The organism is Salegentibacter haimaensis (assembly GCF_054121495.1).
In genome coordinates, this window is sequence record NZ_JBSYGH010000006.1 from 83000 (window position 1) to 108312 (window position 25313).

Genomic DNA, 25313 nt, shown 5'->3' on the forward strand with positions numbered 1-25313 from the left:
TTTAAAATACCGGGTAAAATTTAGGAATGCAGAAAAAGGAAAATAAAAACTTCGAATTACTAAAGCAGCAGCTGGAATATGCCGCCGGGAATTCAGCTTTTTACAGGGAAAAATTTAAGGCGGAGGGCCTGGATATTTCATCGATTCAGAATTATGCGGAATTCAGTAAAATTCCGCTCACAAGTAAGGAAGACCTGCAGCAGTTCAACGAAGATTTTATAAGCATTCCGAAGAATGAAATTATAGACTTTGTAACCACTTCGGGAACCCTGGGGAATCCCGTGAGTTTTGCATTAAACGAAGCCGATCTAAACCGCCTGGCCGAGAATGAACGGCGTTCTTTTGAGCAGGTGGGGGTAAAACCTGAAGATGTGGTGCAGATCACCACCACCTTAGACCGCCGGTTTATGGCCGGAATGGCCTATTTTTTAGGCCTAAGAAAACTGGGAGCCGGGATAGTGCGCACCGGCAGCGGTTTGCCGGGTTTACAATGGGAATCTATCCTTCGCTTTAAACCCAAATTTCTGGTGGCAGTACCTTCATTTCTTTTGAAAATGATAGAATATGCAAGGGCCAACCAAATCGATTTAAATTCCTGTTCGGTAAAAGCGGCGATTTGCATTGGAGAAAGTCTAAGAGATGAAAAAGGTAATTTAACTGCCCTGGGCGAGCGAATTAAACAGGATTGGGAGATCGAACTGTTTAGCACCTATGCCAGCACCGAAATGTCTACCGCCTTTACCGAATGCAAATTTCACTCTGGCAATCATATATTCGAAGATCTTATCTATGCTGAAATCCTTGATGAAAGGGGCAACCAGGTTAAACCGGGAGAAATAGGGGAATTGGTGGTTACACCTTTGCAAACCCAAACGATGCCACTTATACGCTTCGCTACGGGCGATATGGTGAAATATTTAGGCAGGGGCTGCAGCTGTGGAAATTCAGGAGCAAAAATTAGCAGTCCTATAGGCCGAAAGCAGCAAAAACTGAAATACAGGGGCACCAGTTTATATCCGCAGCAAATTATTAATTGCCTGCACGCCTATAAGGATTTACCGGGTTTTGTAATCGAGGCAAGTACAAATCCCTTAGGAACCGATGAGTTATGCGTGCTTATTCCTCACTATTTTAAGGATGTAGAAAATCTAAAAATTCATCTTCAGTCTGGCCTGAATGTTAGCCCCGATTTAAAGAAAATCCAGGCCGAAGAACTGGAGGCGCTTAGATTCACAAAAGACCAGCGCAAACCGGTTTTATTTCGGGATCTCAGGTAAGCTTTTTACAGCTTAGAACGATAAGATTTCCCTCCAAATTTGTAGTGAAAAACAGGTAGCTGTCCCCGCCATCTTTAATGCTGAATTTTTTCCTGATTTCAGCAACCGATAATGGGAAGTTTCTGGTTGCCACGTGAGCCTTTTTAGATTTGAATTTTTTCTTTATTTCTGAAGGCTTAAATTGAAGTATATCAGATATTTGAAAAACTCTGCCTGGGAAATCTATACTTTTATCTGAAGTAAATAAATGGGAATTTTGATGCAGTTTCAGAGTCCCGGTTTGCTGTGCTAATTCATCAAAAATTCCGCTTTTCATAAGAGCTGCATTTGGCTCAAAAAGGTACTTTTTTGGCAGACTGTATTCAGCCTGAAATTCCACACCAATATTGCCCGAAAAATATTGATCTCCTTTCTTCTTAAAATTTACGGTGTGAATTTGAGGAGAATCAGAAAAGTCTTTTTCCAGCAGCCAAAGCAATTCTTTTACTTCATTTTCTACCGCAACGATATGAATCTCACTCACCTGCTGTAATTCCTGCAATCCGGCCCGAAGGTCGAGCAGGGGGGATGTTTTTAGAAGGATCTTTTCAGTTTTTGAAAAAAGCAGAGCTAAATTTTGAGGAACATCGGGAAGGCAATCGGCAAGTTTAAAAAGCTTTCCGCCGGCATCATCCCTACGCGCAGGATCCAGGTAAATAAAGTCAAATTTAAGCGGGGAATTTTTAAGAAATTCCAGGCCATCTCCACAGTGAACCTTAATATTTATCTGATTTAAAACTTCGAAATTATGAGCAGCAATTTCGCAAAGATCCTTATTGAGTTCACAATAGTGATGCTCTTTTGAATTTTGAGCGAAATAGTAAGAATCTACGCCGAGGCCCCCTGTTAGGTCGGCAGTGCGCTTTGCCTTGAAAAGGGAAGCTTTGTATTTAGCGGTAGCTTCAGAAGAAGTTTGTTCCAAATTTAGTTTTGGCGGATAATACAGGTTCTTTTGTGCGAACCAGGACGGCAGTTTTTTTTCAGCTTTTTTAAGTGCTGAAATTTGCTGCGCCAGCTCGGCTGCGGTAACTTCAGGGAAAGGACTACCTTTTAAAACCAGGCTTGTGAGCTCGGTTTTTAAATTCTTCCGAATAAAATTCTGAATTTCGGGATTGAGGATCGCTTTATTCAAAAGCAAGTGATTTTAAAGGTCCCGGGTAAGACGCTTCACAATTTTGTATTCGCTTAAAGATTCTTTTGCAATAACCTTAAGCGCGGTGTAAAATGGCACGGCTACCACCATTCCTGAAATTCCGAATAGCAAGCCGGAAATAAGGATAACCAGGAAAATTTCAAGAGGATGTGATCGCACGCTGGCTCCAAAAATCAGGGGCTGGGAAATAAAGTTGTCGATAAGCTGGCAAATTCCGTAGCCCAGCATTACAAAGCCCAGGCGGGGGAGGATCACCTCGGTAAAATCGGCTCCCAGGAAGCTGGAGATCACAAAAAGCCCCATTAGAATTCCGGCGAAAATAGGCCCTAAATAGGGAATAAGGTTTAAAAACGCACAAATAAAGGCTATGGCTATTGGATTGTTGATTTGAAAAACCGATAATAAGATAGCGTATAGGATGAATAAAACCGTGATTTGCAGGGTTAGCCCCACAAAATATCTGGAAAGCAGAATTTTAATCTTATTAAAAACTCTCTGAAATTTTTGCTCTTCCCCGCGATTGGCGAACACCAGGATAGAATTCAGCATTAATTTTGAGTCTTTTAAGAGAAAGAATGAGATAAAAATCACCGAAAAAATAGCGATAAGTGCAGCTCCCAAAATTCCAAAAACATTATTCAGAAACTTTGGAATGGCACTAACATCAAAATTTCTAATGAACTCGCTTTGTCTAAGACCTTCTATAATATTGATCTCTTCAACCCCCAGGTAGGCATTGATCTCACGGTTTAGCTCGTTAAGATCACTCCTGAAAGCTTCAATATCGATTTGTCCCAGGTGCTGGCTTTGTTCGATAACTATTGGTACAAACACAAAGATGATTCCTACCAGAATAGAGAGTACCAGCAAAAGCACAATAATCACCGCGATTTGATTGGGTATAAGCAACCTGTGCTTTAAAAAGATCACCACGGGCCGGCCTATAAGTGAGATGACCGCCGCCACGGCAATATAAACCAGTACCGACTGGATTTCGTATAAAAAGTACAAAAGCAACACGATACCTACCATGATACCGGCTGCCCGTAAAATTCCAAGAGTTATTGCTTTTGAATTCACAGGGTAAATATATTATTTCTTATGGAAAGCCAGTATGCTTTTTGTGATTTCATAAAGAGCGATTCCTGTGGCCTGTGCCACATTCATACTTGAATTCTTTCCGTACATATTGATGTGCAGGCTTTTATCGCATAATTTAAGCAAGTCTTCATCTACCCCATAATTCTCATTTCCAGGCACTAAAGCTATTTTATTGGAGGCTTTATAGGTAAACTCCTCAACAGGAATACTGTTTTCTGTAATTTCTAAAGCATAAATTTCATAATCCTGATTTTTCAAATTTTTCAGGGCTTCTTCTGAATTTTCAAAATACTCGTAAGCCACAGTATTCTGGGTGCTTCTGGCTGTTTTTTTCAGCCGGTTGCTATTCAAATCGGGTGGTGTTCCGGTAAAAATTATGCGCTGTATATTAAATGCATCGGCCAGTCTAAACAGGCTGCCCAGGTTTGCCGCCCCGGTAATATTATCGAGAAACAGCACTATGGGAAATTGTTTTTCAGAAAAGATTGAGCTGGAGTGAGTGAGCTGCTGCATTAGTTTTCGAAGCTATATTTTAGAATATTGGCGCCCATTCGCAGAGCTTTTTGGCGAACCTCTTCGGGGTCATTGTGAACTTCAGGACTTTCCCAGCCATTGCCCAGGTCGCTTTCGTAGGTGAAAAGCAGCACCAGTCTTTGATTTTCAAAAATTCCAAAAGCCTGTGGGGGTTTACCATCGTGCTCGTGTATTTTTGGAAGTCCGTTAGGGAAATTAAAAGCAGCGCTAAAGATAGGATGAGAGGCCAGTAATTCTTCCAGTTTTTTCTCCGGAAAAATTTTAACGAGCTCTTTCTCCAAATAGGCTTGCATTCCGTAATTATCGTCTATATGTAAAAATCCGCCGCTTAGGAGGTAGGTTCGCAGGTTTTCGGCTTCTTCATCGCTAAAGTAAACATTGCCGTGCCCTGTCATATACACATACGGATACTGAAAAATATCACTTCCCTGCGGGGTGACGGTCTCAGGTTTACTATCTATACGCATCCCTGCATTAGAATTTGCGAATTCAATAAGATTAGGAAGGGCAGTGGGGTTAGAGTACCAGTCTCCACCTCCTTGATATTTTAAAGTCGCGATCTTTTGGGAGTGCAGCGACCCCATTGTAAAAAAAGCAAATATTAAAAACGGGAGTTTTTTCAACTTATGCGGGTTTTAACTAACTGGTTCGAAACTTCAAAAATTACAAAAACTTTCGAGGTTTGAGTAAAAATAGCAAAGATAAATCATTTGCCGGGCTTTAATCCTGGTTGGCCAGGGCCACGGTATGGCAGGCTACTATGGCAGCGGTCTCGGTGCGCAACCGACTTGGACCTAAACTTACGGGCTGCCAGCCATTTTCCAGGGCCAGGGCAATCTCCTGTTCAGAAAAATCGCCTTCCGGACCTATGAGCAAACACACATCTTCTCCCGGTTGTACCAGGCTTTTTAAACTCTTTCTGGGCTTATTTTCTTCGCAGTGTGCGATAAATTTCCTGCATTCAAATTTCTGAGCAAGAAAATCATTGAGGTTAGCGGCCGGGTTTAACTGCGGAAGGCTAAAATGCAGCGACTGCTTCATCGCACTTTGCAGCACTCTTTCAAATCTTTCAGGTTTGATCACCTTTCTTTCAGAATGTTCACAAATCACGGGGGTGATTTCGTGTAGCCCGATTTCTGTAGCTTTTTCCAGGAACAATTCATAACGATCGTTCATTTTGGTGGGCGCTACGGCCAGGTGTAAATAATATGGCAGGGCTGTTTCCTGTTCAACTTCAATCACCCGGGCGATACACTGTTTTTGATCGGCCTGAATCAATTCAGCATAAAATAAATAGCCTTTTCCATTGGTAACTTCAACCCGATCTCCCTCTTTTTTTCGAAGCACCCGGGCCATATGCCGGCTTTCTTCTTTGGAAAAGATTATTTGGGCGGCGTTGGGATTAATGTCGGGATGATAAAAAAGCTGCATAGTTTAGAATTTATAACGCGCCTGTGCTGTAATGCCCAGATCGGCAAAATCTTTTTCCAGGTACTTATAATGCCCGGCAATGGCGATCATCGCGGCATTATCTGTAGTATATTCAAATTTTGGGATATAACACTTCCATCCGTATTTTTTTTCAGCAGCTCTCAGCGTATTTCTAATTCCCGAATTTGCCGAAACCCCACCGCCAATTGCGATTTGTTTGATTCCGGTTTCCTTTACCGCCTTTTTTATTTTATCCATCAGAATATTAATAATAGTATGCTGAATGGAGGCACAAATATCTTCGAGATTTTCCTTTATGAAATCGGGGTTCTCTTTGGTTTGCTTCTGAATGAAATATAAAATGGCGGTTTTGAATCCGCTGAAGCTAAAGTTTAATCCCGCAACTTTGGGTTTGGGAAACTGAAAGGCTTTGGGATTTCCCGCCTGGGCATATTTATCGATTAAAGGACCGCCGGGATAGGGTAAGCCCAAAATTTTAGCGCTTTTATCGAAAGCTTCGCCTACTGCATCGTCTATGGTTTCACCAATAACTTCCATTTTGAAATAATCGGAAACCTTCACAATTTGGGTATGACCTCCGCTTATTGTCAAAGCCAGGAAGGGAAACTCAGGTTTTTCAAAAGCATCTTCTTCGATAAAGTGAGCCAGAATGTGGGCTTGCATATGATTTACCTCGATTAAAGGTATCTCTAAACCCATAGAAAGAGATTTGGCAAATGAGGTCCCTACCAAAAGTGAACCCATAAGTCCCGGACCTCTTGTAAATGCAATTGCAGATAAGTCTTTTTTGTCGATATTTGCTTGAGAAATCGCCTGATGAATTACCGGAACGATATTTTGCTGGTGGGCACGCGAGGCCAGCTCGGGAACAACGCCGCCATACTGCTCGTGAACCTTTTGAGTGGCAACAATATTAGAGAGTATTTTACCGTTGCAAAGTACAGCTGCGGCGGTATCATCACAGGAAGATTCGATGCCTAAAATATAGATGTTTTGTGAAGCCATTAGGAAAAGCAGGGCATAGAAATTGTTAATAATGAGTACAAAGTTATAACATAAAAGCGTATCAAAAAATTCTGGAAAATATTAGCTAGAACCTTAGTTGCGCTGGTTTTACTTTTTATCTTACTTCTGATAATCTTTTCAATTCCGGCTGTTCAAACTTCGGTTGCCGAACAGCTTACGAAATCGCTTAGAGAATCTAATGATGTGAATATAAGTGTAAAACGGGTGAGCTTCAGCTATTTTGGCAACGTGAAGCTTAACGGAATTTTCGTGGAAGATCATAAGGGGGATACTCTAATCCACGCCGGGGAACTGCGAACCTCGATTTTAAGTATTTCCAATCTAATTAATGGAAATCCAAACCTGGGAACCACAAGAATTGAAGGCTTCAGACTTAAAATGAAAAAATACGCCGGTGAGGAAAAAGATAACTTAAGCTATTTTATTTCAAAATTAAGAGCCGAACCTACCGGGGATACTTCGGTTTTTGTGTTAAACGCCAGCAATGTACAGGTGTATGAGGGGCATTACAGTTATACCGACGAAAGCCTGGGAAACCCTGAAGTTCTCGATCTTAAGCAACTTCAGCTGCATACCGACGATCTTAAAATCGCAGGAAACAATATAAGTACACACATAGACTTGCTTCGGGCAAAAGAGGCCCGGGGGCTTCAAATCGATAATCTAAGTTCAGACTTCAGCTATTCTCCGGATAGTATGGTTTTTGATGATTTGATGCTTCAAACACCAAATTCTTTTTTAACAGGAAACTTCAGAATGGATTATGACCTGGAAGAGTTTTCCGATTTTGAAAACCTGGTGCATATCACGGGGAATTTCGACGAGTCGGTGCTTTCCAGCAACGACCTGCAGACTTTTTATGAAGGCTTCGGGGATAATCAAACTTTCGTTTTTAGTTCAGGTTTTGATGGCACACTTAACGATTTTATGCTGCCTGATTTTAATATGAAAGGCCTCGATCGCAGTGAGGTGATAGGGGATATGCGAATTCGGGGAGCCTTCTCTGAAGAAGGTAAAAATTTTAGATTAAATGGAGATTTTGAGCGGTTTTCTTCCAATTACTATGACCTGGTTAATTTACTCCCGGCGGCCCTAAAAAACACCCTTCCGGAAAACCTTAGGGATTTTGGCAATATGACTCTCAAAGGCTTGCTGGAAGTTACTCCCACCTCCTTAGATGCCAATGTTTTTATCACAAGCCAATTGGGTACCGCCGATGCCGACCTGGTAATGCGTAATTTCGATAACTCCAGGATCGCCTCTTATAAAGGTAAATTGATTTTTACCGATTTTAATATCGGCCGGTTGTTCGATGAGCCGCTACTAGGGAAAACCACTTTTAACATCAACCTTGATGGCAGCGGATTTGACAGAGAGAACCTTAGTACCAAGCTGAACGGGCAAATTAGTAAGCTGGAATTCAATAACTACACCTACCGTAATATTCGGGTGATAGGAAATTTACGCGATCCCGTTTTTAATGGAAATTTAGTGGCCAACGATCCCAATTTCAGGATGGAATTTAACGGCCTGGCAGATCTTTCTCAGGAAATCAATGTATATGACTTTGAGGCCGCCGTTGGTTATGCCGATTTAAATAAACTCAATTTTGTCTCCCGAGATAGCATTTCTATTTTTAAAGGGGATGTTTTTATGAATATGAGAGGCACCAGTGTTAACGATGCTGTAGGGGAGATTATGTTGCTCAACACATCTTACCAAAACCCGAACGACCTCTATTTTTTCGATGATTTCACTATTAGTTCAGAATTTAATGGAAATGTTCGCAGCCTAAGCATTAACTCCCCCGATGTGATTAGCGGAGAGGTGCGGGGTGTTTTTGATCTTTACGAAGTACCTGCGCTTTTCGAAAATTCCCTGGGAAGTATTTATACTAATTATGAGCCCAGTACCATTACCAGCAATCAGTTTATGGAATTCGACTTTGAGATTTATAATAAAATCGTGGAAGTATTTTTCCCTGATATAACCCTCGCGCCCAATACTTTTATCCGCGGAAGGGTTGAATCTGACGAGTCGGAATTCAGGCTTAGCTTCCGATCTCCCAGGATTGATGCATTCGACAATATGTTTGAAAGTGTAAACCTGCAGGTTGATAATACCAACCCTATCTACAATACTTATTTTGAAGCCGATTCGGTTTCTACCAAACTCTATAATTTCTCAGAGTTCAGTTTTATCAATGTAACCCAACGGGATACTTTATTCATTCGATCAGAATTTCGTGGGGGTACTTCAAATAACGATGAATTTAATATCAACCTTTTTCATACCATCAATGAAGAAAACAAGAACGTTGTTGGAATTCAACGATCAGACATCAAATTTCGCGATAATGTTTGGTATTTAAATGAAGAGGGGAATAAGAATAATAAGGTGGTTTTGGATAAGAGTTTCAGAGATATTAGAATCGATTCTCTGGTGATGAGCCACCAAAATGAAGAAATTCGCTTAAGTGGTGAAATGCGGGATTCCACTTATAAAAACTTTAGTATGGAGTTCGACGAGGTCGATATTGGCAAGATAACCCCCGAAATCGATAGCCTACGGCTTGCCGGAACCTTAAATGGAAAATTAGATCTAAAGCAGGAAGCCGGGGCTTATTTCCCTATTTCAAACTTGCGAATCGATTCTTTGGATATCAATGAAAATCAGCTTGGGAATCTTAGGATAGAAGTTGAAGGTAATGAAGATTTAAGCTTATATCAAATCAACGCCAACCTAAGGAAGGAAGGATTTGAGTCGCTAAACGCCATAGGAAGTATCAATGTTTCGGGCGAGCAACCTCTTTTAGATCTCGAAGTAGATTTAGATGATTTAAATATGGGTGCTTTTAGCCCCCTGGGTAAAGATGTGATCTCCAATATTCGCGGAAAAGCTACCGGGAATGCCAGGCTTAGCGGGGATTATCGAAATCCCGATTTTTCAGGCCAGATCTTCCTGGAGGAGGCCGGTTTGAATATTCCTTATTTGAATGTAGATCTCGATTTCCAGGACAGGGCTGTGGTTAATCTCACCCGACAGGAATTTAATTTCGATCGGGTTAGAATACGTGACACAAAATACAACACCAACGGGATATTAAACGGAACTATCTCTCACCGAAATTTCAGCGAGTGGTTCCTGGATTTAAATATTAGTACCAACAGGTTGCTGGTGCTGGATACCGACGCCGAAGAAGACGCTCTTTATTACGGAACTGCTTTTATAAGCGGGGACGCGAATATCACGGGGCCTACCGATAAATTGGTGATCGATGTTAACGCCCGAACCGAACGTGGTACTATTTTTAAAATTCCTTTAGATGATACTGAATCGGTTGGAGATAATTCATATATACATTTTTTAAGTCCGGAAGAAAAAGCTGCCAGAAAAGCCGGGGAAGAGGTACAAATGCCAGAGGTTACCGGTTTGGAGCTAATTTTTGACCTTGATGTTACCAACGAAGCCGAAGTGGAAGTGGTGGTAGACCAAACCAGCGGAAGCACCTTAAGAGGTCGTGGTGCCGGAAACCTGCTTATGGAAATCAATACCAACGGGAAATTTAATATGTGGGGTGACTTTGTGGTCTATGAAGGAGTTTATAATTTCAAGTATGCAGGGCTGGTTCAAAAAGTGTTTAGAGTAGAATCGGGAGGAAGTATAAATTGGGATGGTAACCCTGCCCAGGCGCAACTCGATGTGAGTGCCGTTTATGAACTGGCAGCGAATCCTGCGGTACTTCTGGAAAACCCTTCAATAAACAGAAAGATTCCGGTTGAAGTAATTATTGACCTTCAGGGAAATATCGCCCAACCCGATATCACTTTTGATATTCAATTCCCCAATGCCAGCTCGGTAGTACGATCAGAATTGGAATACAGAATGGATGATAGAGCCGGGAAAGAGCTGCAAGCTCTGTTCTTAGTGACCCAGGGCTCATTTTACAGTGAATTTGGATTGAGGCAAAACGCCATTACGGGAACTCTGGCAGAAAGAGCTTCAAGTATAGTTAATGATATTTTTGCCGATGAAGACGGCCGCTTCCAGGTTGGGGTGAATTATGTGCAGGGAGACCGCACCCCCGACCAGCAAACCGTAGACCGATTTGGAGTAACCCTGTCTACACAAATTAGCGATAGGGTGTTGATAAATGGAGCCGTGGGGGTTCCTATAGGCGGAGTTACCGAGTCTGTGATCGTAGGTGATCTGGAAATTGATTTTCTTCTCAATGAAGATGGCTCTTTAAGGGCCAAAGTATTTAATCGGGAAAACAACCTTCAATTTATAGGCGAAGAAATTGGTTTTACCCAGGGTATCGGATTATCCTATTCGGTTGATTTTGATACTTTTAAAGAGCTTATCAGGAAAATTGTAGCTAAAGAGCAGGAACGGGATGAAGAAGCAGAGGAGGAGCGACGTGAAAGATCGGCCCGCTCCCTGGCCCCCGGCTACATTAGCTTTCCCGATGAAAACTCTAATTAATTCTACCTTCTTTAAAGATATATTCTTAGATTAGAATCTTCAATCAACCAATTGCTATGAAAAGACGTATTAAACGCATTGGCGTTATGACCTCGGGTGGTGATTCTCCCGGAATGAACGCTGCTATTCGAGCTGTAGTTAGAGCCTGTGCTTATTATCATGTAGAATGTGTGGGTTTTTATCGCGGGTATCAGGGGATGATAGAAGGAGAAACGGTGAGTCTCAATGCAAGAAGTGTAAGAAACATCATCAATCTTGGAGGAACCATATTAAAATCGGCTCGTTCCAAAGAATTTCTATCTGAAGAAGGCAGAAAGAAAGCTGCTGAAAATCTAAAAAGAAATGAGGTAGATGCTATGGTCCTCATTGGGGGAGACGGGACTTTTAGAGGCGGCCAGGTATTTTCGGTAGAGCATAATATTCCGGTTATAGGAGTACCCGGCACCATAGATAACGATATTTTTGGAACCGATTATACTATCGGCTACGATACAGCCTTGAACACAGTTATCGAAGCTGTTGATAAAATACGGGATACCGCAAGTTCTCATAACCGCTTGTTTTTTGTTGAAGTTATGGGGAGGGATGCCGGTTTTATCGCCTTGAATAGTGGGATAGGAGCCGGTGCCGAAGAAATTCTAATTCCTGAAGAAGATCTTGGCCTGGACAGACTTCTACAATCTTTGGAAAGAAGCCGTAGATCTGGTAAAACCTCCAGTATAGTTATTGTTTCTGAAGGAGATAAAATTGGAAAAAATGTATTTGAACTCGCAGCATACGTGAAGGAGAATTTACCTTATTATGATGCGAAAGTTACGGTGTTAGGACATATACAACGAGGTGGAAATCCTACCTGCTTTGATAGAGTACTGGCCAGCAGATTATGCGTGAAAGCCGTAGAATTGTTGCTCGACGGGCAGGAGAATGTAATGGTTGGGATGCTCGAGAACAAAATCACCGCCTGTAATCTCGAAAAAGCCTTAAAAACCAAACCCGAGATCAATAAAGAATTATTAAGAATTTCAGACATACTTTCTACCTGATGAAAAAAACAATAGCTGTGATCGCTCACGACGGCAAAAAAGCCGAGATGGTTCAATTCCTGAACGAAAACCGGGAAATACTAAAATCGAAGGAAATTAATATTATCGCCACAGGTACCACCGGCGCCAAAACCGAACAGGCCGGCTTTTCGGTAAAAAAGCTGTTATCGGGTCCGGTTGGAGGAGATGCACAAATCGCAGCCAAGGTGGCTGAAGGCAAGGTGCAAATGGTGATATTCTTTAGAGATCCTATGGATAAACATCCGCACGAACCCGATATTTTTATGTTGATGCGAATTTGTGATGTTCACAATATACCGCTGGCAACCAACCCGGCTTCAGCTAAATTGTTGATCCAGGGAATTTAAGCCCTTAGTGCAATTGCGCTAATTTCCACATTTACGAACTTGGGTAAATTCGCAACTTCTACAGTTTCGCGGGCGGGAGCCGTTTCGGCTTCAAAGTAACGAGCGTAGATTTCATTAATTTTTCCGAAGTTATTCATGTCACTAATGAAAATGGAGGTTTTTATGACGTGATTAAAATTTAATCCGGCTTCGAATAAAATTGCTTTTAAATTCTCCATAACCCGGTTGGTCTCTTTTTCAAGGTCATCGGTTTCCAGGTCTCCGGTTTGTGGATTAAGCGCGATTTGCCCTGAGATGAATAGCATATTTCCGGCGAAAACAGCCTGGTTATAAGGCCCAATAGGCGCCGGCGCATTACTGGTTTTGATTATTTTTTTCATAGTTCTATAGTTTATCTCAAACGGCGGTCTGGTTCGCGGCGTTTGTCATATTTAATATCGCTTAAGATAGCCGATTTAATTCCGATAAAGAAATTCCAGGAAGCTCTTTCACTAAAGGGAACCCAGGAGAAAGTCATTCGCCAGCTATCGAGATCCCGCTGAAATCGCAGTTGTGTAAAGGTAAAGCCCAATTCTTTCATATCAAATCCCGAAGAGGCACCTACCATCCATTTTGGAGATAATTCCACATCTCCGGAAAACATTATAGAGTGTGAGGTGATCTCACTTTGCCGGCGTTGGTTGGCATAGGTCATCGTATACGAAAGGCGCAAATCCCACGGAATTTTGTAATTAAACCAATCTGACGGAGTGCGGTCTCGGGTCTCATCCTCAAAAGGATCTTCTTCCTCGTCGTAAAGTCTTCCGTCTAAATCTGTATTTCTTCCGAAGAGATCATCAGGGCGACCACCATTTCTTAAGCTTTCATTATCAAGAGGGTCTTCTTCCTGCCCGCCATCTTCAAAATCCTTGCTAGAAAGCGAATAATTGAAACTAACATTGGCGTTGGTAAACCTGAATAGGCTTCCGCCATTGGCAATATTCAACCGGTCAATTCGCCGATTGTTATTATCTAAAGCATAAGGATCCAGGTTAGCGGCGACGTTTAGATCTAACTTTTGTTTTATAACGGGTATAGTTCCCCTTAAGGCGATAGGAGATAACCTTAGAGAATCCCCGGCCAGGTTGTAGGCCGTGCTTATACTCACGTTATTGAGCAAAATTCGCTTCTCGGGCTCGGTCGCAGTACTGTCTTTAGATCGCACTTTGGCTTCTAATTGATTTGTTACGCTAAGGCCAATAGAACTGGAGAAATTTCTTCCCGGTGCCCCGTAAAGCGTTCCCGTAAACCTGGAATAATCAACCATATTGGTTTCCATAGGGTTGGCGGGATTAATTCTTTCGTAAGTATCGTAATATTGATCAAAGCCGGGATTGATATTGTAACTAATATTGGGCCGCATCACGTGTCTAATCGCCTGGATCTTTTTGTCTTTACCAAATGTTTTGGTCCCGTATAAGGTGGTCCCGATATTGGTGCTGAAATTATAGGTTCGGTAAGCGTCAAAGTTGTTCAGGGTATCTATAACTTCCCGGTTGAGTTCGCGATCAAAAGACCTCTCGAAAGTACGCAAGGTCCAGGTTTCATTGTAATTGGCACTGGTGGTAACACTTAAATGCTGAAACAGTTTAAAGTTGGTCGCAATAGGAATAGTGTGCTGTGCGCCTACATTGGCATCTTCGAACATTTGTGGTTTAAAGAACAGGGAATCGGTGGTTTGAATTTGATTTTCTGCTCTGAAGTTATACTGGAAGTTAATATTTTCAATAAAACCTTTCTTAGCACCGCTTTTAGGCGCAAATGGAAAAATTCGCGACATACTGGCCTGAACGGTAGGCAAACTCATATTGATGGTCTGAGTTCTGGTATTTTGGGAATGCCTGGCTACCAGGTTTAGGTTAAATTGTGGCTCGCCGGGAAAAGTTTTTGAATAGGAAACCGAAGAGCTCAGCGTATTATTCAAAAAGTTAGCCGTATTAGATTGGTTCACCGATTCCTGATAGTAAGTACTACTTCCCAGGTTTACTGAAGCTGAAAATCTTGAATTCGGGTTGGCTTTGGCGTCCTGGTTGTGATTCCACCTAATATTATATACCGAGCTTTCAGAAAAATCGGGGAAACCTCTTTCGCTTTCAAATAAATTCTCATACCTAAAACTAAAATTTCCCCTGAAGCGGTATCTTTTAGCATAATTGCTTTCCAGTCGCATCGCATAACTGCCGTTGGTATAATAATCGCCCAAAACCAGTAGATCGGCATATTGGCTTATCGCGAAATAATAGCCCCCATTTTGTAAGAAATAGCCCCGCTGGCTGTCTCCAAAACTAGGCGGTACAAACCCTGAAGTTTCCTTCTCGGTCATTGGGAAATATCCAAAAGGCAAACCTATGGGCGTAGGAACATCGGCGATATACATATTAACAAGGCCAGTGACAATCTTTTTATCGGGTACAAATTTTATGCGGCGGGCATAAAAATAATATTCAGGGTCATCAACATTTTCAGAAGTTGTAAAGCGAACATTCTGCATAAAATAGACCGAGTCGTTCTCACGCTTTGCAACTTCACCTCTAACATTAAATGAGGCCTCCTGAGTTCTTGAATTATAGATCAGTGCACGTTCAGACTTAAAATTAAAACGCAGCGAATCTGGCTCTACGGTTTTTTGTCCCTGGGTGAAAACCGGGCGCTGGGAGTAGGCTCCGGTAGAATCGGGAATTCCGAAGGCATAGACCTCATTTTTCTCGTTGTCTATAACGATCATTCCGGCGGTAATGATCATATCTTCGTAAACAATTTCGGCTTCATTATAGAGATACATTCGATTCTCCTTACGGCTAAGGCGCATATAGTCTTTCGCCTTGTATTTTACTTCGCCGGTTATATATCTTGGAGTAAGTCTCACTGTATCCTGCACTATAGTATCCTGAACCGTGGTAGGTGCGAGTGGTATTGTATCTATCGCCGGAAGTAACAGGCTGTCGGGTTCTCTGTCTATTCTAATACCTCCTTCTGTTTGTGGTTCCTGAGCCCTTATAAGCAAAGGGGCCAGCAGAAAGAAAATACTGCAAAAAAGTATCTTGGCTATATTTGTTTGCAATGCTTTAAGTGGTATTTTTGTACAGAGTGGCTTGCTTTTTGCAAATTCAAAATTACATATATTTTTTCAGCTATGTTTTGCCTTCAAAGGAAAAATCGCAATTAAAATATTCACCCCAAAGCCTTCGTTAGCTATTTATGAGAAAGAAAAACTTCCGCATAATTTATTTGTTTGTCATTTCCCTGATTGTATTTCAACCTGCTATAGCTGCCGAGATCCCTCCGCGCGATAGATTTGTGGTGGTGCTTGATGCCGGTCATGGAGGGAAAGACCCGGGTAATATGGGTAACGGATTTAAAGAAAAGGATATTGCCCTGAATATCGTTTTAAAGGTGGGGCAGGCCCTGGAAAGGCGGGGAGATGTAGAGGTGATCTATACCAGAAAAAATGATGTTTTTGTAGAATTAAATCAGCGTGCCCGAATTGCGAACGATGCCCGCGCCGATTTGTTTGTTTCGGTGCATTGTAATGCTCATAACTCACAGGCCTATGGTACCGAAACTTTTGTGCTGGGGCTTCACCGCTCACAGGATAATTTTGAGGTGGCCAAACGAGAAAATTCGGTAATCTATATGGAGGAAGATTATGAGGTAACCTATGATGGCTTCGATCCCAATTCTCCTGAATCTTATATAGGTATGGCATTAATGCAGGAGGAATACCTTAATCAAAGCGTTCTTCTGGCCGATTTTGTTCAGAAGAATTTTACCAACCAGTTAAATCGCCAAAACAGGGGCGTAAAACAGGCAGGATTTTTGGTACTTCGTAACGCGGTAATGCCGAGCGTTTTGATAGAGACCGGCTTTTTAACCAATAAGCATGAAGGAGCTTATTTAAATAGTGCTACCGGGCAAAACAAAATGGCTGCAGCCATAGTGCAGGCCATCGAGAAATATGCTGAAAGTATTAATTTAAACAATTTGGAGAGTATTGCCGGAACTACTCCTGAAGTTTCAGGTCCCGTAACCTCTAAGCCGGGCAAAAATTACCCGGGAATTACTTTTAAAATTCAACTGGCCGCCGGGGCTAAAAAACTGGAGACCCAGCCCTATAATTTCAAGGGGCTCAGGAATGTAGTTCGGGAAAAGGAAGGAAGTTTGTTCAAATACTATTATGGAGCCACCTCTAATTATACCGAAATTCAGCAAATGCATAATCAGGTGAAGCAACAGGGGTATCCTTCCAGTTTTATTGTAGCATTTAAGGACGGGCGCAAGCTCAGCGTTAATGACGCGTTAAATTCAGCCAGCAATTAAGGGCACTTTTCTATTTTTATTTTCTAAATTTGTACGTACACTAAATCAACCAGTATTGAAATTCACTAAAGAGGTTAAAACCGCCATCCTTGCCATAGTTGCAATCCTAATGCTTATTTTTGGTTATAGCTTTCTCAAGGGAAAGAATTTGCTGGACTCCAGCCGCAGTTTTCACGCAGTTTATAATGATGTTGAAGGTTTGTCGCCATCATCTTCGGTGACTATTAACGGCTTAAAAGTTGGCCAGGTAACCGATATCAATTTTTTAGATGAAAAGGGTACTCTCCTGGTGACCTTTACAGTTGAGAACGATTTCCAGTTTTCCCGAAATAGCTTGGCCAAAATTTATGGTGGAGGAATAATTGGTGGAAAATCCCTGGCTGTGATTCCCGAATATGATCAATCTCAAATGGCAAAATCTGGAGATACCCTGCCCAGTGATATCGAAGAAGGTATTATGGAACTGGTTAATGATAAGCTTACCCCACTGCAGGCTAAGGTAGAAGCCACCATAGTAAGTGCCGATTCGCTTCTTACTGCTCTCAACGATATCATGAACGATACCACCCGAAATAATATAAAAAACACCTTTAATGATCTTGGGGAAACCATGAGATCGTTTAAGGGTACCGCTTATGAGCTGGAGGGCATAGTAAAAGGAAATTCAGGGAAACTCGATAGAACTTTCACCAATCTTGATGAAATGTCTACCAATTTCAATAGGTTTTCAGATACGCTTAGCAATATGAATATTTCAGGGATCACTGCCGATATTGAAAAAGTGATTGCCGACTTCGAGCAGGTTTCCAATAAATTGAGTAGCGGAGAGGGTACAGCAGGAAAACTGCTGAATGATGATGGGGTTTACGATAACCTCGACAGGGCTACAAGGCAGTTGGAACAACTACTTCAGGATATTAAATTGAATCCAAAGCGATACGTGCATTTTTCAGTTTTCGGAAAAAGTCCGGGACCTTATGTCGAGCCGAAGGATTCTCTAAAATAAGCCAAAATGCAAATCATTACCCAGATTCTTTTTTTCCTGGCCCTGGTAGCCGGGATAGGTTTTTTCGCCAGGAATGTAAGACGCCTTATTCGTAACATAAAACTGGGCAGAAAAATAGACCGAACAGACAGGCCGGAGGAACGCTTCTCTATAATGGCCAGAATCGCTTTGGGCCAAAGCAAAATGGTAAAAAGACCTTTTGCCGGGTTGCTTCATATTATCGTATACCTTGGTTTTATTGTAATCAATATCGAAGTTCTTGAAATTATCATAGACGGGCTTTTTGGCACACATAGAGTGCTTTCTTTTATGGGCCCTGCCTACAACGTTTTAATTGGCACTTTTGAAGTTTTAGCTTTATTGGTTCTTGTTGGAGTTATTCTCTTTTGGACCCGTCGTAATATTTCAAATATCTACAGGTTTTTAAGCCGCGAATTAAAAGGATGGCCTAAAAACGATGCCAATTATATCCTTTATTTCGAAATGGTTTTAATGCTGTTATTTCTTTTTATGAATGCAGCCGACTACCAATTGCAATTATTACAACACCCGGGCTATTATCACGAAACAGGGGTTGTTGGTTCTTTTCCCATTAGCCAGATGTTGCTCCCGCTTATAGATGGCCTAAGTGTTTCTGGCCTGGTAATTCTTGAACGTACAGCCTGGTGGTTGCATATACTCGGAATTTTATTTTTCCTCAATTATCTTTACTATTCCAAACACCTGCATATCTTGCTGGCATTTCCTAATGTATATTTCTCGAAACTACAGCCGAAAGGAGAAATGGATAACCTGGAAGCCGTAACCAAAGAGGTTAAGCTTATGATGGATCCCGATGCCGATCCTTTTGCTGCACCTGCCGAAGATGAAGCCGAAGCTGAACCAGAAAAATTTGGTGCTTCAGATATTTTTGACCTTAACCAGGTGCAATTGCTCAACGCCTATACCTGTACCGAATGTGGTAGGTGTACTGCAGAATGCCCGGCCAATATTACCGGAAAGAAACTATCTCCCCGAAAAATTATGATGGATACCCGCGACCGTGTTGAAGAAGTTGGCGCTATAATAAATGAAAAAGGAAAGTTTGAGGATGACGGGAAACAACTGCTGGATGACTATATTTTAAAGGAAGAACTTTGGGCCTGTACCACCTGTAATGCCTGTGTGGAAGCCTGCCCGATTGGAATTGATCCCCTGTCGATAATTTTGGATATGCGCCGATATCTGGTAATGGAACAAAGCGCTGTACCTCAGGAATTGAGTATCGCTCTTAGCAATATTGAAAACAATGCTGCCCCCTGGCCCTATAACCAAATGGACCGATTAAACTGGGCAAAGGAAAATAATTAAGAATTTCAGAAGAAAATACTATTATGGCTGAAGCAATTAAGGTACCTACAATGGCCGAATATATGGCCGAAGGCAAACAACCCGAAGTTTTATTTTGGGTGGGTTGCGCCGGAAGTTTTGATGATAGGGCCAAAAAAATCACCAAAGCCTTTGTAAAATTATTACATAATGCCGGAGTAGATTTCGCGGTTTTAGGAACCGAAGAAGGCTGTACCGGAGATCCTGCAAAACGCGCCGGAAATGAATTTCTTTTCCAGATGCAGGCTGCTACCAATATTGAAGTTTTAAATGGCTATGAAATCAAAAAGGTAGTGACCGCCTGCCCGCATTGTTTTAACACCATTAAAAATGAATATCCTGCCCTGGGCGGAAATTACGAAGTAATGCACCACACCCAGTTTTTAAAGGCACTTTTAAATGAAGGTCGGTTAAAGGTTGAAGGTGGACAATATAAAGGAAAACGAATTACCTTTCACGATCCTTGCTATTTAGGTCGTGGAAATGGCGAATATGAAGCTCCGCGCGACTTGCTTAGAAAACTTGAAGTTGAGTTGGTAGAGATGCGGAAATGCAAACAAAACGGGCTTTGTTGCGGAGCCGGGGGAGGGCAGATGTTCAAGGAGCCAGAACCGGGTAATAAAGATGTTAACATAGAACGCACCGAGCAGGCTATGGAGGTGAAACCCGAAGTAATCGCTGCCGGCTGTCCTTTTTGTAATACCATGATGACCGATGGGGTTAAGAATAAAGAAAAGGAAGACAGCATCGCGGTGATGGATATTGCCGAGCTTATCGCCAACGCGCAAGACTTATAAAAAAGTTAAATCACGGTACTATTTTTGAAGCAGTCGTATTATCGTTTAGATTTGTACAATTCTTAAAAAACCTACTTCATGTTAGTACCATTTCAGGAGCTTCCGGAAGAATCTCGCGTGTGGATTTATCAAAGCAACCGCTCATTTACCGAAGATGAACTTCAGGAAATAAATTCTTACCTCAATGAGTTTTTAACTCAATGGACTGCTCACGGCGCCAGCCTAAAAGCCGGCTTTGAAATCAGGTATAAGCGTTTTATCGTTATAGGGCTTGATCAGGAAGTGAATGCTGCTTCAGGTTGTTCAATAGACGCTTCGGTACACTTCATTCAGCAACTGGAAAAAAAGTACAATGTTGATCTTTTGGATCGCATGAATGTTTCCTTCAAGCAGGGAGAATTTGTGGCCTATAAACCGCTTACCGATTTTCGAAAAATGGCCAAAAATAAATCGGTTTCTCCCAATACCATTGTTTTTAATAATCTGGTGAATAATAAAGCCGAATACCTTTCAGATTGGGAGGTTCCTGCCTCTGAAAGCTGGCACAACCGCTTTTTGAGCTAATGATACTCAGGGCTACTCTTATTTTTTTTCTGCTCACTCTGGCTTGCCCGGGTGGTTTTGCGCAAAAGGCCAATCCGCTTTTGGCCGATGATATTTATGCTCAAAAAAACTGGGTAGATAGCGTATATAACAGCCTTAGTTTAAAGGAAAAAATTGGGCAGTTATTTATGATTGATGTGTTTTCGAATGCTTCGGAAGCGCAACTCGACAAAGCCCGAAAGTTAATTAAAGAGCATAAGATAGGAGGTCTTATTTTCTCAAAAGGAGGACCCGGGAGACAAATCAAAATACAGAATGAATTCCAGGAAATTTCGCGTTTACCATTATTAGTCGCGATGGATGCCGAATGGGGGCTTTCTATGCGACTGGATTCTACTTTTGCTCTTCCGTGGAATATGAGCCTTGGCGCTATTGAAGATGATAAACTTATAGAACAGGCCGGTGCTGCGATTTCCAGGCACAGCCGTAGAATGGGAGTGCATATAAATTTTGCCCCGGTGGTAGATATCAATACCAACCCTCTAAACCCAATTATCGGAAATCGCTCCTTCGGGGAAGACCGGGAGAATGTCACCCAAAAATCTTTAGCCTTTTTACGCGGAATGCAAAAGGAAGGAGTAATGGCTGTGGCAAAGCATTTTCCTGGACATGGCGATACCAGCCAGGATTCTCACAAAACCCTGCCTACGATAAATTTTTCGGAAGAAAGAATTAGAACCACCGAGTTATACCCTTATACCCAATTAATCGCCGAAGACCTGCCCGGGGTAATGGTAGCCCATTTAAATGTGCCTTCGCTGGAACCTCAGAATAATATTCCTTCCACCTTATCCCGGAATATCGTTTCGGGAGTTTTAAAAAATGATTTGGGTTTTTCGGGGCTTATTTTTACCGATGCGATGAATATGAAGGGCATCACCGCTGCGAATTTACCGCCGGGCGAGAAGGAGTTAAGGGCTTTTTTGGCCGGGAACAATGTGCTGTTGATGTCTCACGAAATTCCGGAAGCGATCGCGAAAATCGAACAGGAATACCTTGCGGGAAAGGTTCCTCCCGGGAGACTGGAAGAATCGGTTAAGAAGATTTTATTTGCCAAATATAAAGCAGGACTTCATAACTATGAACCTGTGAAACCTGCCTATATTTATGAAGAACTTAATAGCGTTCGAGATAGTTTATTGCTGGAGAATCTTTTTGAAAACGCAATTACGCTCTTAAAAAACAACAAAGCTGTAGTCCCCGTTAAAAATCTTGATAGAAAGAAAATCGCCTATGTTAATTTTGGCGATGCCGATGGCAGCCCTTTTCTGGCCCAGCTTCGAAAATATTCAAAAGTCGATTGGGTTAGTGCTACAGATTTGGCTGAACTTCAGCAGAGACTAGAGGCCTATGACCTTGTGATTTTAGGTTTTCATAAACCCGATATCAATCCCTGGGCGGGCTATAGATTTTCAGAAAGAGAAATAGAATGGCTTCACGAAATTGGCAGAAAAAACAATACTATCCTGGCCCTGTTTACCCGGCCTTATGCCTTGATGGAACTTGCCGGGGCCAGGCATTTTGAGGGAATCCTGGTAGGCTATCAAAACCATAAGATGGCGCAGGAAAAACTGGCGCAGGTTATTTTTGGCGCATTGGAGGCTAAAGGTAAATTACCGGTGAGTATCGGTGATGATTTTCCTGTGGGTACCGGTTATACGACCAGAAAAATTGACCGTCTGGCTTATGGTCTTCCGGGGAATGTAGGCCTGAATGGGAATAAACTAAAAAAAATAGATGAAATAGTAGAGCAGGCAATTGCTCAAAAAATGACTCCCGGTGCCCAGGTGCTGGTCGCGAGAAAAGGGAAGGTGGTTTTTCAGAAGAATTATGGGTATCATACCTACGATGAGGAAATTGCGGTAAGCGATACTTCGGTTTATGATCTGGCATCACTTACCAAAATTCTGGCAACTCTGCCCCTGGTAATGCAACAGGAAGAGGAAGGCATTATAAGCTTAGATACCAAACTGGGAGAGATGATGCCATTTTTCCGCAATTCGAATAAGGCGAATATTAGTGTGCAGGATATGTTGATGCATTATGCCCGGTTAAAAGCCTGGTTGCCATTTTATGTTTCTACGCTGCAACCCGGTACCAACCGGCTTTCAGAAGAATTTTACCGCACCGTACCTTCGGCTGAATTCGGTTCACAGGTGGCATCAAATATGTTTATTAGAAATGATGTAGATCAACTAATTCTCGAAAGTATTCGGGATAGCAGCCTGGAGCGGCAACAAGGCTATAAATACAGCGATCTCCCGTTTTATATTTTAAAATATTATCTCGAAGCCTATTACGGTACCAGTTTGCATAATTTAACCCAGGAACGCTTTTACAAAGCTTTAGGAGCGAATTATACGGGTTTTATTCCGCTTACCAAATTTAAACCCGAACAAATTGTGCCTACCGAAGAAGATAAATTATGGCGCAGGCAAAGGGTACACGGCTTTGTACACGACCAGGGAGCCGCTATGCAGGGAGGAATTGGAGGTCACGCCGGTTTGTTCAGCACCGCTAACGATGTGGCTAAAATCATGTTTATGTATATGAATTTGGGATCGTATGGCGGGGATACTTTTCTTAATTCTGAAACCGTTAATAAATTCAACACCTGTTATTACTGCGATGCGAATGTGCGCCGCGGGGTTGGATTTGATAAACCTCAATTAGGACGATCTGGGCCTACCTGTGGCTGTGTACCGCTGGAAAGCTTTGGCCATACCGGCTTTACCGGAACTTTCGCCTGGGCAGACCCGGTAGAAGAAATAGTATACGTATTTTTGTCTAACAGAACGTATCCCGATTCAAATAACCGAAAGCTTATCTCTAACGATATACGTTCCAAAATTCAGGAAGTGATCTATGATGCCATAGATTTTTAAAGGCTTCCAAAACCAACCAGAAAATCTATGAAAATAGGCATTGTATGTTATCCCACTTTTGGGGGAAGTGGCGTAGTTGCTACCGAGCTTGGACTGGCTCTTGCAAAAAGAGGTCACGAAATTCATTTTATTACTTACAGTCAGCCGGTACGACTTGACCAACTTTCAAAAAATGTGCGCTTTCACGAAGTGCACGTACCAGAATATCCCTTATTTCATTACCAGCCATACGAATTGGCGTTGAGCAGTAAACTGGTTAATGTGGTAAAAATGCATAAACTCGATGTGCTGCACGTGCATTATGCCATTCCACACGCTTATGCCGGTTATATGGCCAAAAAAATGCTGGAAGAAGAAGGAATTAAATTGCCAATGCTCACAACCCTGCACGGAACCGATATCACCCTTGTTGGAAATCATCCTTTTTATAAACCTGCAGTTACTTTTAGTATCAATAAAAGTGATGTGGTGACCTCGGTTTCTGAAAGCCTTAAAGATGACACGCTGGAGTTATTCGATGTGCACAAAAAAATTGAGGTGATTCCCAATTTTATAGATGTAAGCAAATACGAAAACCGCAGTTTTACCGATTGCCAACGCGCTCTTATGGCCGCCGATGATGAAAAAATTATTACTCACATCAGCAATTTACGTCCTGTTAAGCGAATAGCCGATGTGATTAAAATTTTCTACGGAATTCAACAAAAAGTAAAATCCCGTCTTATGATGGTTGGGGAAGGCCCCGAAAAGGAAATGGCCGAGGATCTCGTTGAAGAACTGGGCATTGCCGACAAGGTGATGTTCCTGGGACAAAGCCATGAGATAGATAAAATTTTATGTTTTTCAGACCTGTTTTTACTGCCTTCAGAAAAAGAAAGTTTTGGTTTGGCGGCCCTGGAAGCTATGGTAAATAGTGTTCCTGTGATCTCCACCAATACCGGCGGACTTCCAGAGGTGAATATTCAGGGCGTTTCGGGTTATTTAAGCAATGTGGGCCAGGTTGAAGAAATGGCCGCGAATGGAATAAAGATCCTGGAAAATAAAACTACTCACCAAAAATTTAAAAATAAGGCCCTTGAAACAGCGCGAAAATTCGATATTCATAAGATCGTGCCTATGTATGAGGAACTTTATAAAAAGGCCTTGAATTAAAAGGAAAAATTATATAGAATTAAAAAAGGCTGCCCGATTAGGACAGCCTTTTTGGTTTTTCGCTATTCTGTTTTTAGAATTGGTATCTGATACCAAGGGCGATATCTGGAGAAAAATCGTTTAATACAGATCTATCCTTGTAAAATCCGAATTCTGGTCTTACATCCAGCGATAACATTAACGGGATATTGAAATTATATTCAATACCTATATTACCGGCAAGAAAAAGGAAAGTTTCATCATCATAACGATCGCGGTGTGAATCTACACTTCCAAGTCCACCTCCGGCACCAACATACCAGTTAAATCCGCCGTCTATATTCCATACCCATTGGTAAAGAGCCGCAAGTTTAAAAGCATCGAAACGGGAGTCGCTTCTCCATCCTAAATCGAGCTCTAAACGGTTATTACCACCAAGGGCTCTTTGGTAGGAAACTTCAGCTCCAACCCCGTCTGATCCTCCAAGGCGAAGACCTATGGCATTATCTGAAATTGTTTGGGCCTGTGCATCGGTGTAAAATGTTGCCGCCAGGGCAAAAAATGCTACTAAGAATAATTTTTTCATCTTTTTTCAATTTTTGGTTTATTGCAAATTTATATTTTACGAATATTCACAAACGCGCGCTCAAGCCAATCTATTGTTAATAATGTCTAATTATCTGTTAAGC

General features: G+C 41.9%; 20 protein-coding genes. 11 read left to right on the forward strand and 9 right to left on the reverse strand.

Going from position 1 to position 25313, the window contains the following annotated elements:
• Positions 1 to 26: 26 nt before the first annotated feature.
• A complete protein-coding gene (locus ACW6QP_RS07590; protein WP_457910261.1) occupies positions 27 to 1277 on the forward strand; it encodes a phenylacetate--CoA ligase family protein in 1251 nt (416 codons plus the stop codon).
• On the opposite strand, the gene ACW6QP_RS07595 is transcribed toward ACW6QP_RS07590, so the two are convergent.
• The 6 genes from ACW6QP_RS07595 to tsaD form a co-directional block, all read right to left on the reverse strand.
• Positions 1270 to 2448, reverse strand: a complete 1179-nt coding sequence (locus ACW6QP_RS07595; RefSeq protein ID WP_457910262.1) for a THUMP-like domain-containing protein — start codon at positions 2446 to 2448, stop codon at positions 1270 to 1272. The two genes, ACW6QP_RS07590 and ACW6QP_RS07595, sit on opposite strands and share 8 nt — an antisense overlap.
• 12 nt (positions 2449 to 2460) lie before the next feature.
• Positions 2461 to 3501: an AI-2E family transporter gene (locus ACW6QP_RS07600; RefSeq protein ID WP_457910335.1), complete on the reverse strand. Its 1041-nt coding sequence runs from the start codon at positions 3499 to 3501 to the stop codon at positions 2461 to 2463.
• Between the two features lie 60 nt (positions 3502 to 3561).
• On the reverse strand, positions 3562 to 4083 hold the full coding sequence (locus ACW6QP_RS07605) for a TrmH family RNA methyltransferase (protein ID WP_457910263.1): 522 nt from the start codon (positions 4081 to 4083) through the stop codon (positions 3562 to 3564).
• On the reverse strand, positions 4083 to 4688 hold the full coding sequence (locus ACW6QP_RS07610; RefSeq protein ID WP_457910264.1) for a DUF4159 domain-containing protein: 606 nt from the start codon (positions 4686 to 4688) through the stop codon (positions 4083 to 4085). The genes ACW6QP_RS07605 and ACW6QP_RS07610 overlap by 1 nt, the downstream gene beginning before the upstream one ends.
• Positions 4689 to 4824: 136 nt before the next feature.
• Positions 4825 to 5535, reverse strand: a complete 711-nt coding sequence (locus ACW6QP_RS07615; protein ID WP_457910265.1) for a 16S rRNA (uracil(1498)-N(3))-methyltransferase — start codon at positions 5533 to 5535, stop codon at positions 4825 to 4827.
• Between the two features lie 3 nt (positions 5536 to 5538).
• Complete coding sequence (gene tsaD, locus ACW6QP_RS07620) at positions 5539 to 6561, reverse strand: tRNA (adenosine(37)-N6)-threonylcarbamoyltransferase complex transferase subunit TsaD (RefSeq protein ID WP_457910266.1); 1023 nt, start codon at positions 6559 to 6561, stop codon at positions 5539 to 5541.
• A 204-nt stretch (positions 6562 to 6765) separates the two neighbouring features.
• On the opposite strand from tsaD, the gene ACW6QP_RS07625 reads away from it, so the two are divergent.
• From ACW6QP_RS07625 to ACW6QP_RS07635, 3 genes are read left to right on the forward strand one after another with little or no spacing between them, the layout of a single operon-like run.
• Complete coding sequence (locus ACW6QP_RS07625; protein WP_457910267.1) at positions 6766 to 11067, forward strand: translocation/assembly module TamB domain-containing protein; 4302 nt, start codon at positions 6766 to 6768, stop codon at positions 11065 to 11067.
• Between the two features lie 56 nt (positions 11068 to 11123).
• Positions 11124 to 12110 carry a 6-phosphofructokinase gene (gene pfkA, locus ACW6QP_RS07630; protein WP_457910268.1) on the forward strand — a complete coding sequence of 329 codons (987 nt, stop codon included), beginning with the start codon at positions 11124 to 11126 and terminating at the stop codon, positions 12108 to 12110.
• Positions 12110 to 12478 carry a methylglyoxal synthase gene (locus ACW6QP_RS07635; protein WP_457910269.1) on the forward strand — a complete coding sequence of 123 codons (369 nt, stop codon included), beginning with the start codon at positions 12110 to 12112 and terminating at the stop codon, positions 12476 to 12478. Before pfkA ends, ACW6QP_RS07635 begins: the two co-directional genes overlap by 1 nt.
• Here ACW6QP_RS07635 and ACW6QP_RS07640 read toward each other — a convergent pair.
• Together ACW6QP_RS07640 and ACW6QP_RS07645 are read right to left on the reverse strand one after the other, a co-directional pair.
• Positions 12475 to 12858 carry a RidA family protein gene (locus ACW6QP_RS07640; protein WP_457910270.1) on the reverse strand — a complete coding sequence of 128 codons (384 nt, stop codon included), beginning with the start codon at positions 12856 to 12858 and terminating at the stop codon, positions 12475 to 12477. The two genes, ACW6QP_RS07635 and ACW6QP_RS07640, sit on opposite strands and share 4 nt — an antisense overlap.
• 11 nt (positions 12859 to 12869) lie before the next feature.
• Positions 12870 to 15578 (reverse strand): putative LPS assembly protein LptD, encoded by a 2709-nt coding sequence (locus ACW6QP_RS07645; protein WP_457910271.1) that lies wholly within the window; start codon positions 15576 to 15578, stop codon positions 12870 to 12872.
• Between the two features lie 137 nt (positions 15579 to 15715).
• On the opposite strand from ACW6QP_RS07645, the gene ACW6QP_RS07650 reads away from it, so the two are divergent.
• The 7 genes from ACW6QP_RS07650 to bshA all read left to right on the forward strand — a co-directional run bounded on the left by ACW6QP_RS07650 (position 15716) and on the right by bshA (position 24645).
• Positions 15716 to 16834, forward strand: coding sequence for an N-acetylmuramoyl-L-alanine amidase family protein (locus ACW6QP_RS07650; protein WP_457910272.1), 1119 nt, complete (start codon positions 15716 to 15718; stop codon positions 16832 to 16834).
• Positions 16835 to 16889: 55 nt separating this feature from the next.
• A complete protein-coding gene (locus ACW6QP_RS07655) occupies positions 16890 to 17840 on the forward strand; it encodes an MlaD family protein (RefSeq protein WP_457910273.1) in 951 nt (316 codons plus the stop codon).
• 6 nt (positions 17841 to 17846) lie between these two features.
• Positions 17847 to 19190 (forward strand): 4Fe-4S dicluster domain-containing protein, encoded by a 1344-nt coding sequence (locus ACW6QP_RS07660; protein WP_457910274.1) that lies wholly within the window; start codon positions 17847 to 17849, stop codon positions 19188 to 19190.
• Positions 19191 to 19213: 23 nt separating this feature from the next.
• Positions 19214 to 20005 carry a (Fe-S)-binding protein gene (locus tag ACW6QP_RS07665; RefSeq protein WP_457910275.1) on the forward strand — a complete coding sequence of 264 codons (792 nt, stop codon included), beginning with the start codon at positions 19214 to 19216 and terminating at the stop codon, positions 20003 to 20005.
• 78 nt (positions 20006 to 20083) lie between these two features.
• Positions 20084 to 20569 carry an ABC transporter ATPase gene (locus tag ACW6QP_RS07670; protein WP_457910276.1) on the forward strand — a complete coding sequence of 162 codons (486 nt, stop codon included), beginning with the start codon at positions 20084 to 20086 and terminating at the stop codon, positions 20567 to 20569.
• The gene (locus tag ACW6QP_RS07675; RefSeq protein ID WP_457910277.1) at positions 20569 to 23493 is read left to right on the forward strand and encodes a glycoside hydrolase family 3 N-terminal domain-containing protein; all 2925 of its coding nucleotides are present in this window, start codon (positions 20569 to 20571) and stop codon (positions 23491 to 23493) included. Before ACW6QP_RS07670 ends, ACW6QP_RS07675 begins: the two co-directional genes overlap by 1 nt.
• Positions 23494 to 23520: 27 nt before the next feature.
• Positions 23521 to 24645 carry an N-acetyl-alpha-D-glucosaminyl L-malate synthase BshA gene (gene bshA / locus ACW6QP_RS07680; protein WP_457910278.1) on the forward strand — a complete coding sequence of 375 codons (1125 nt, stop codon included), beginning with the start codon at positions 23521 to 23523 and terminating at the stop codon, positions 24643 to 24645.
• Positions 24646 to 24718: 73 nt separating this feature from the next.
• On the opposite strand, the gene ACW6QP_RS07685 is transcribed toward bshA, so the two are convergent.
• On the reverse strand, positions 24719 to 25210 hold the full coding sequence (locus ACW6QP_RS07685) for a hypothetical protein (protein ID WP_457910279.1): 492 nt from the start codon (positions 25208 to 25210) through the stop codon (positions 24719 to 24721).
• Positions 25211 to 25313: the final 103 nt, after the last annotated feature.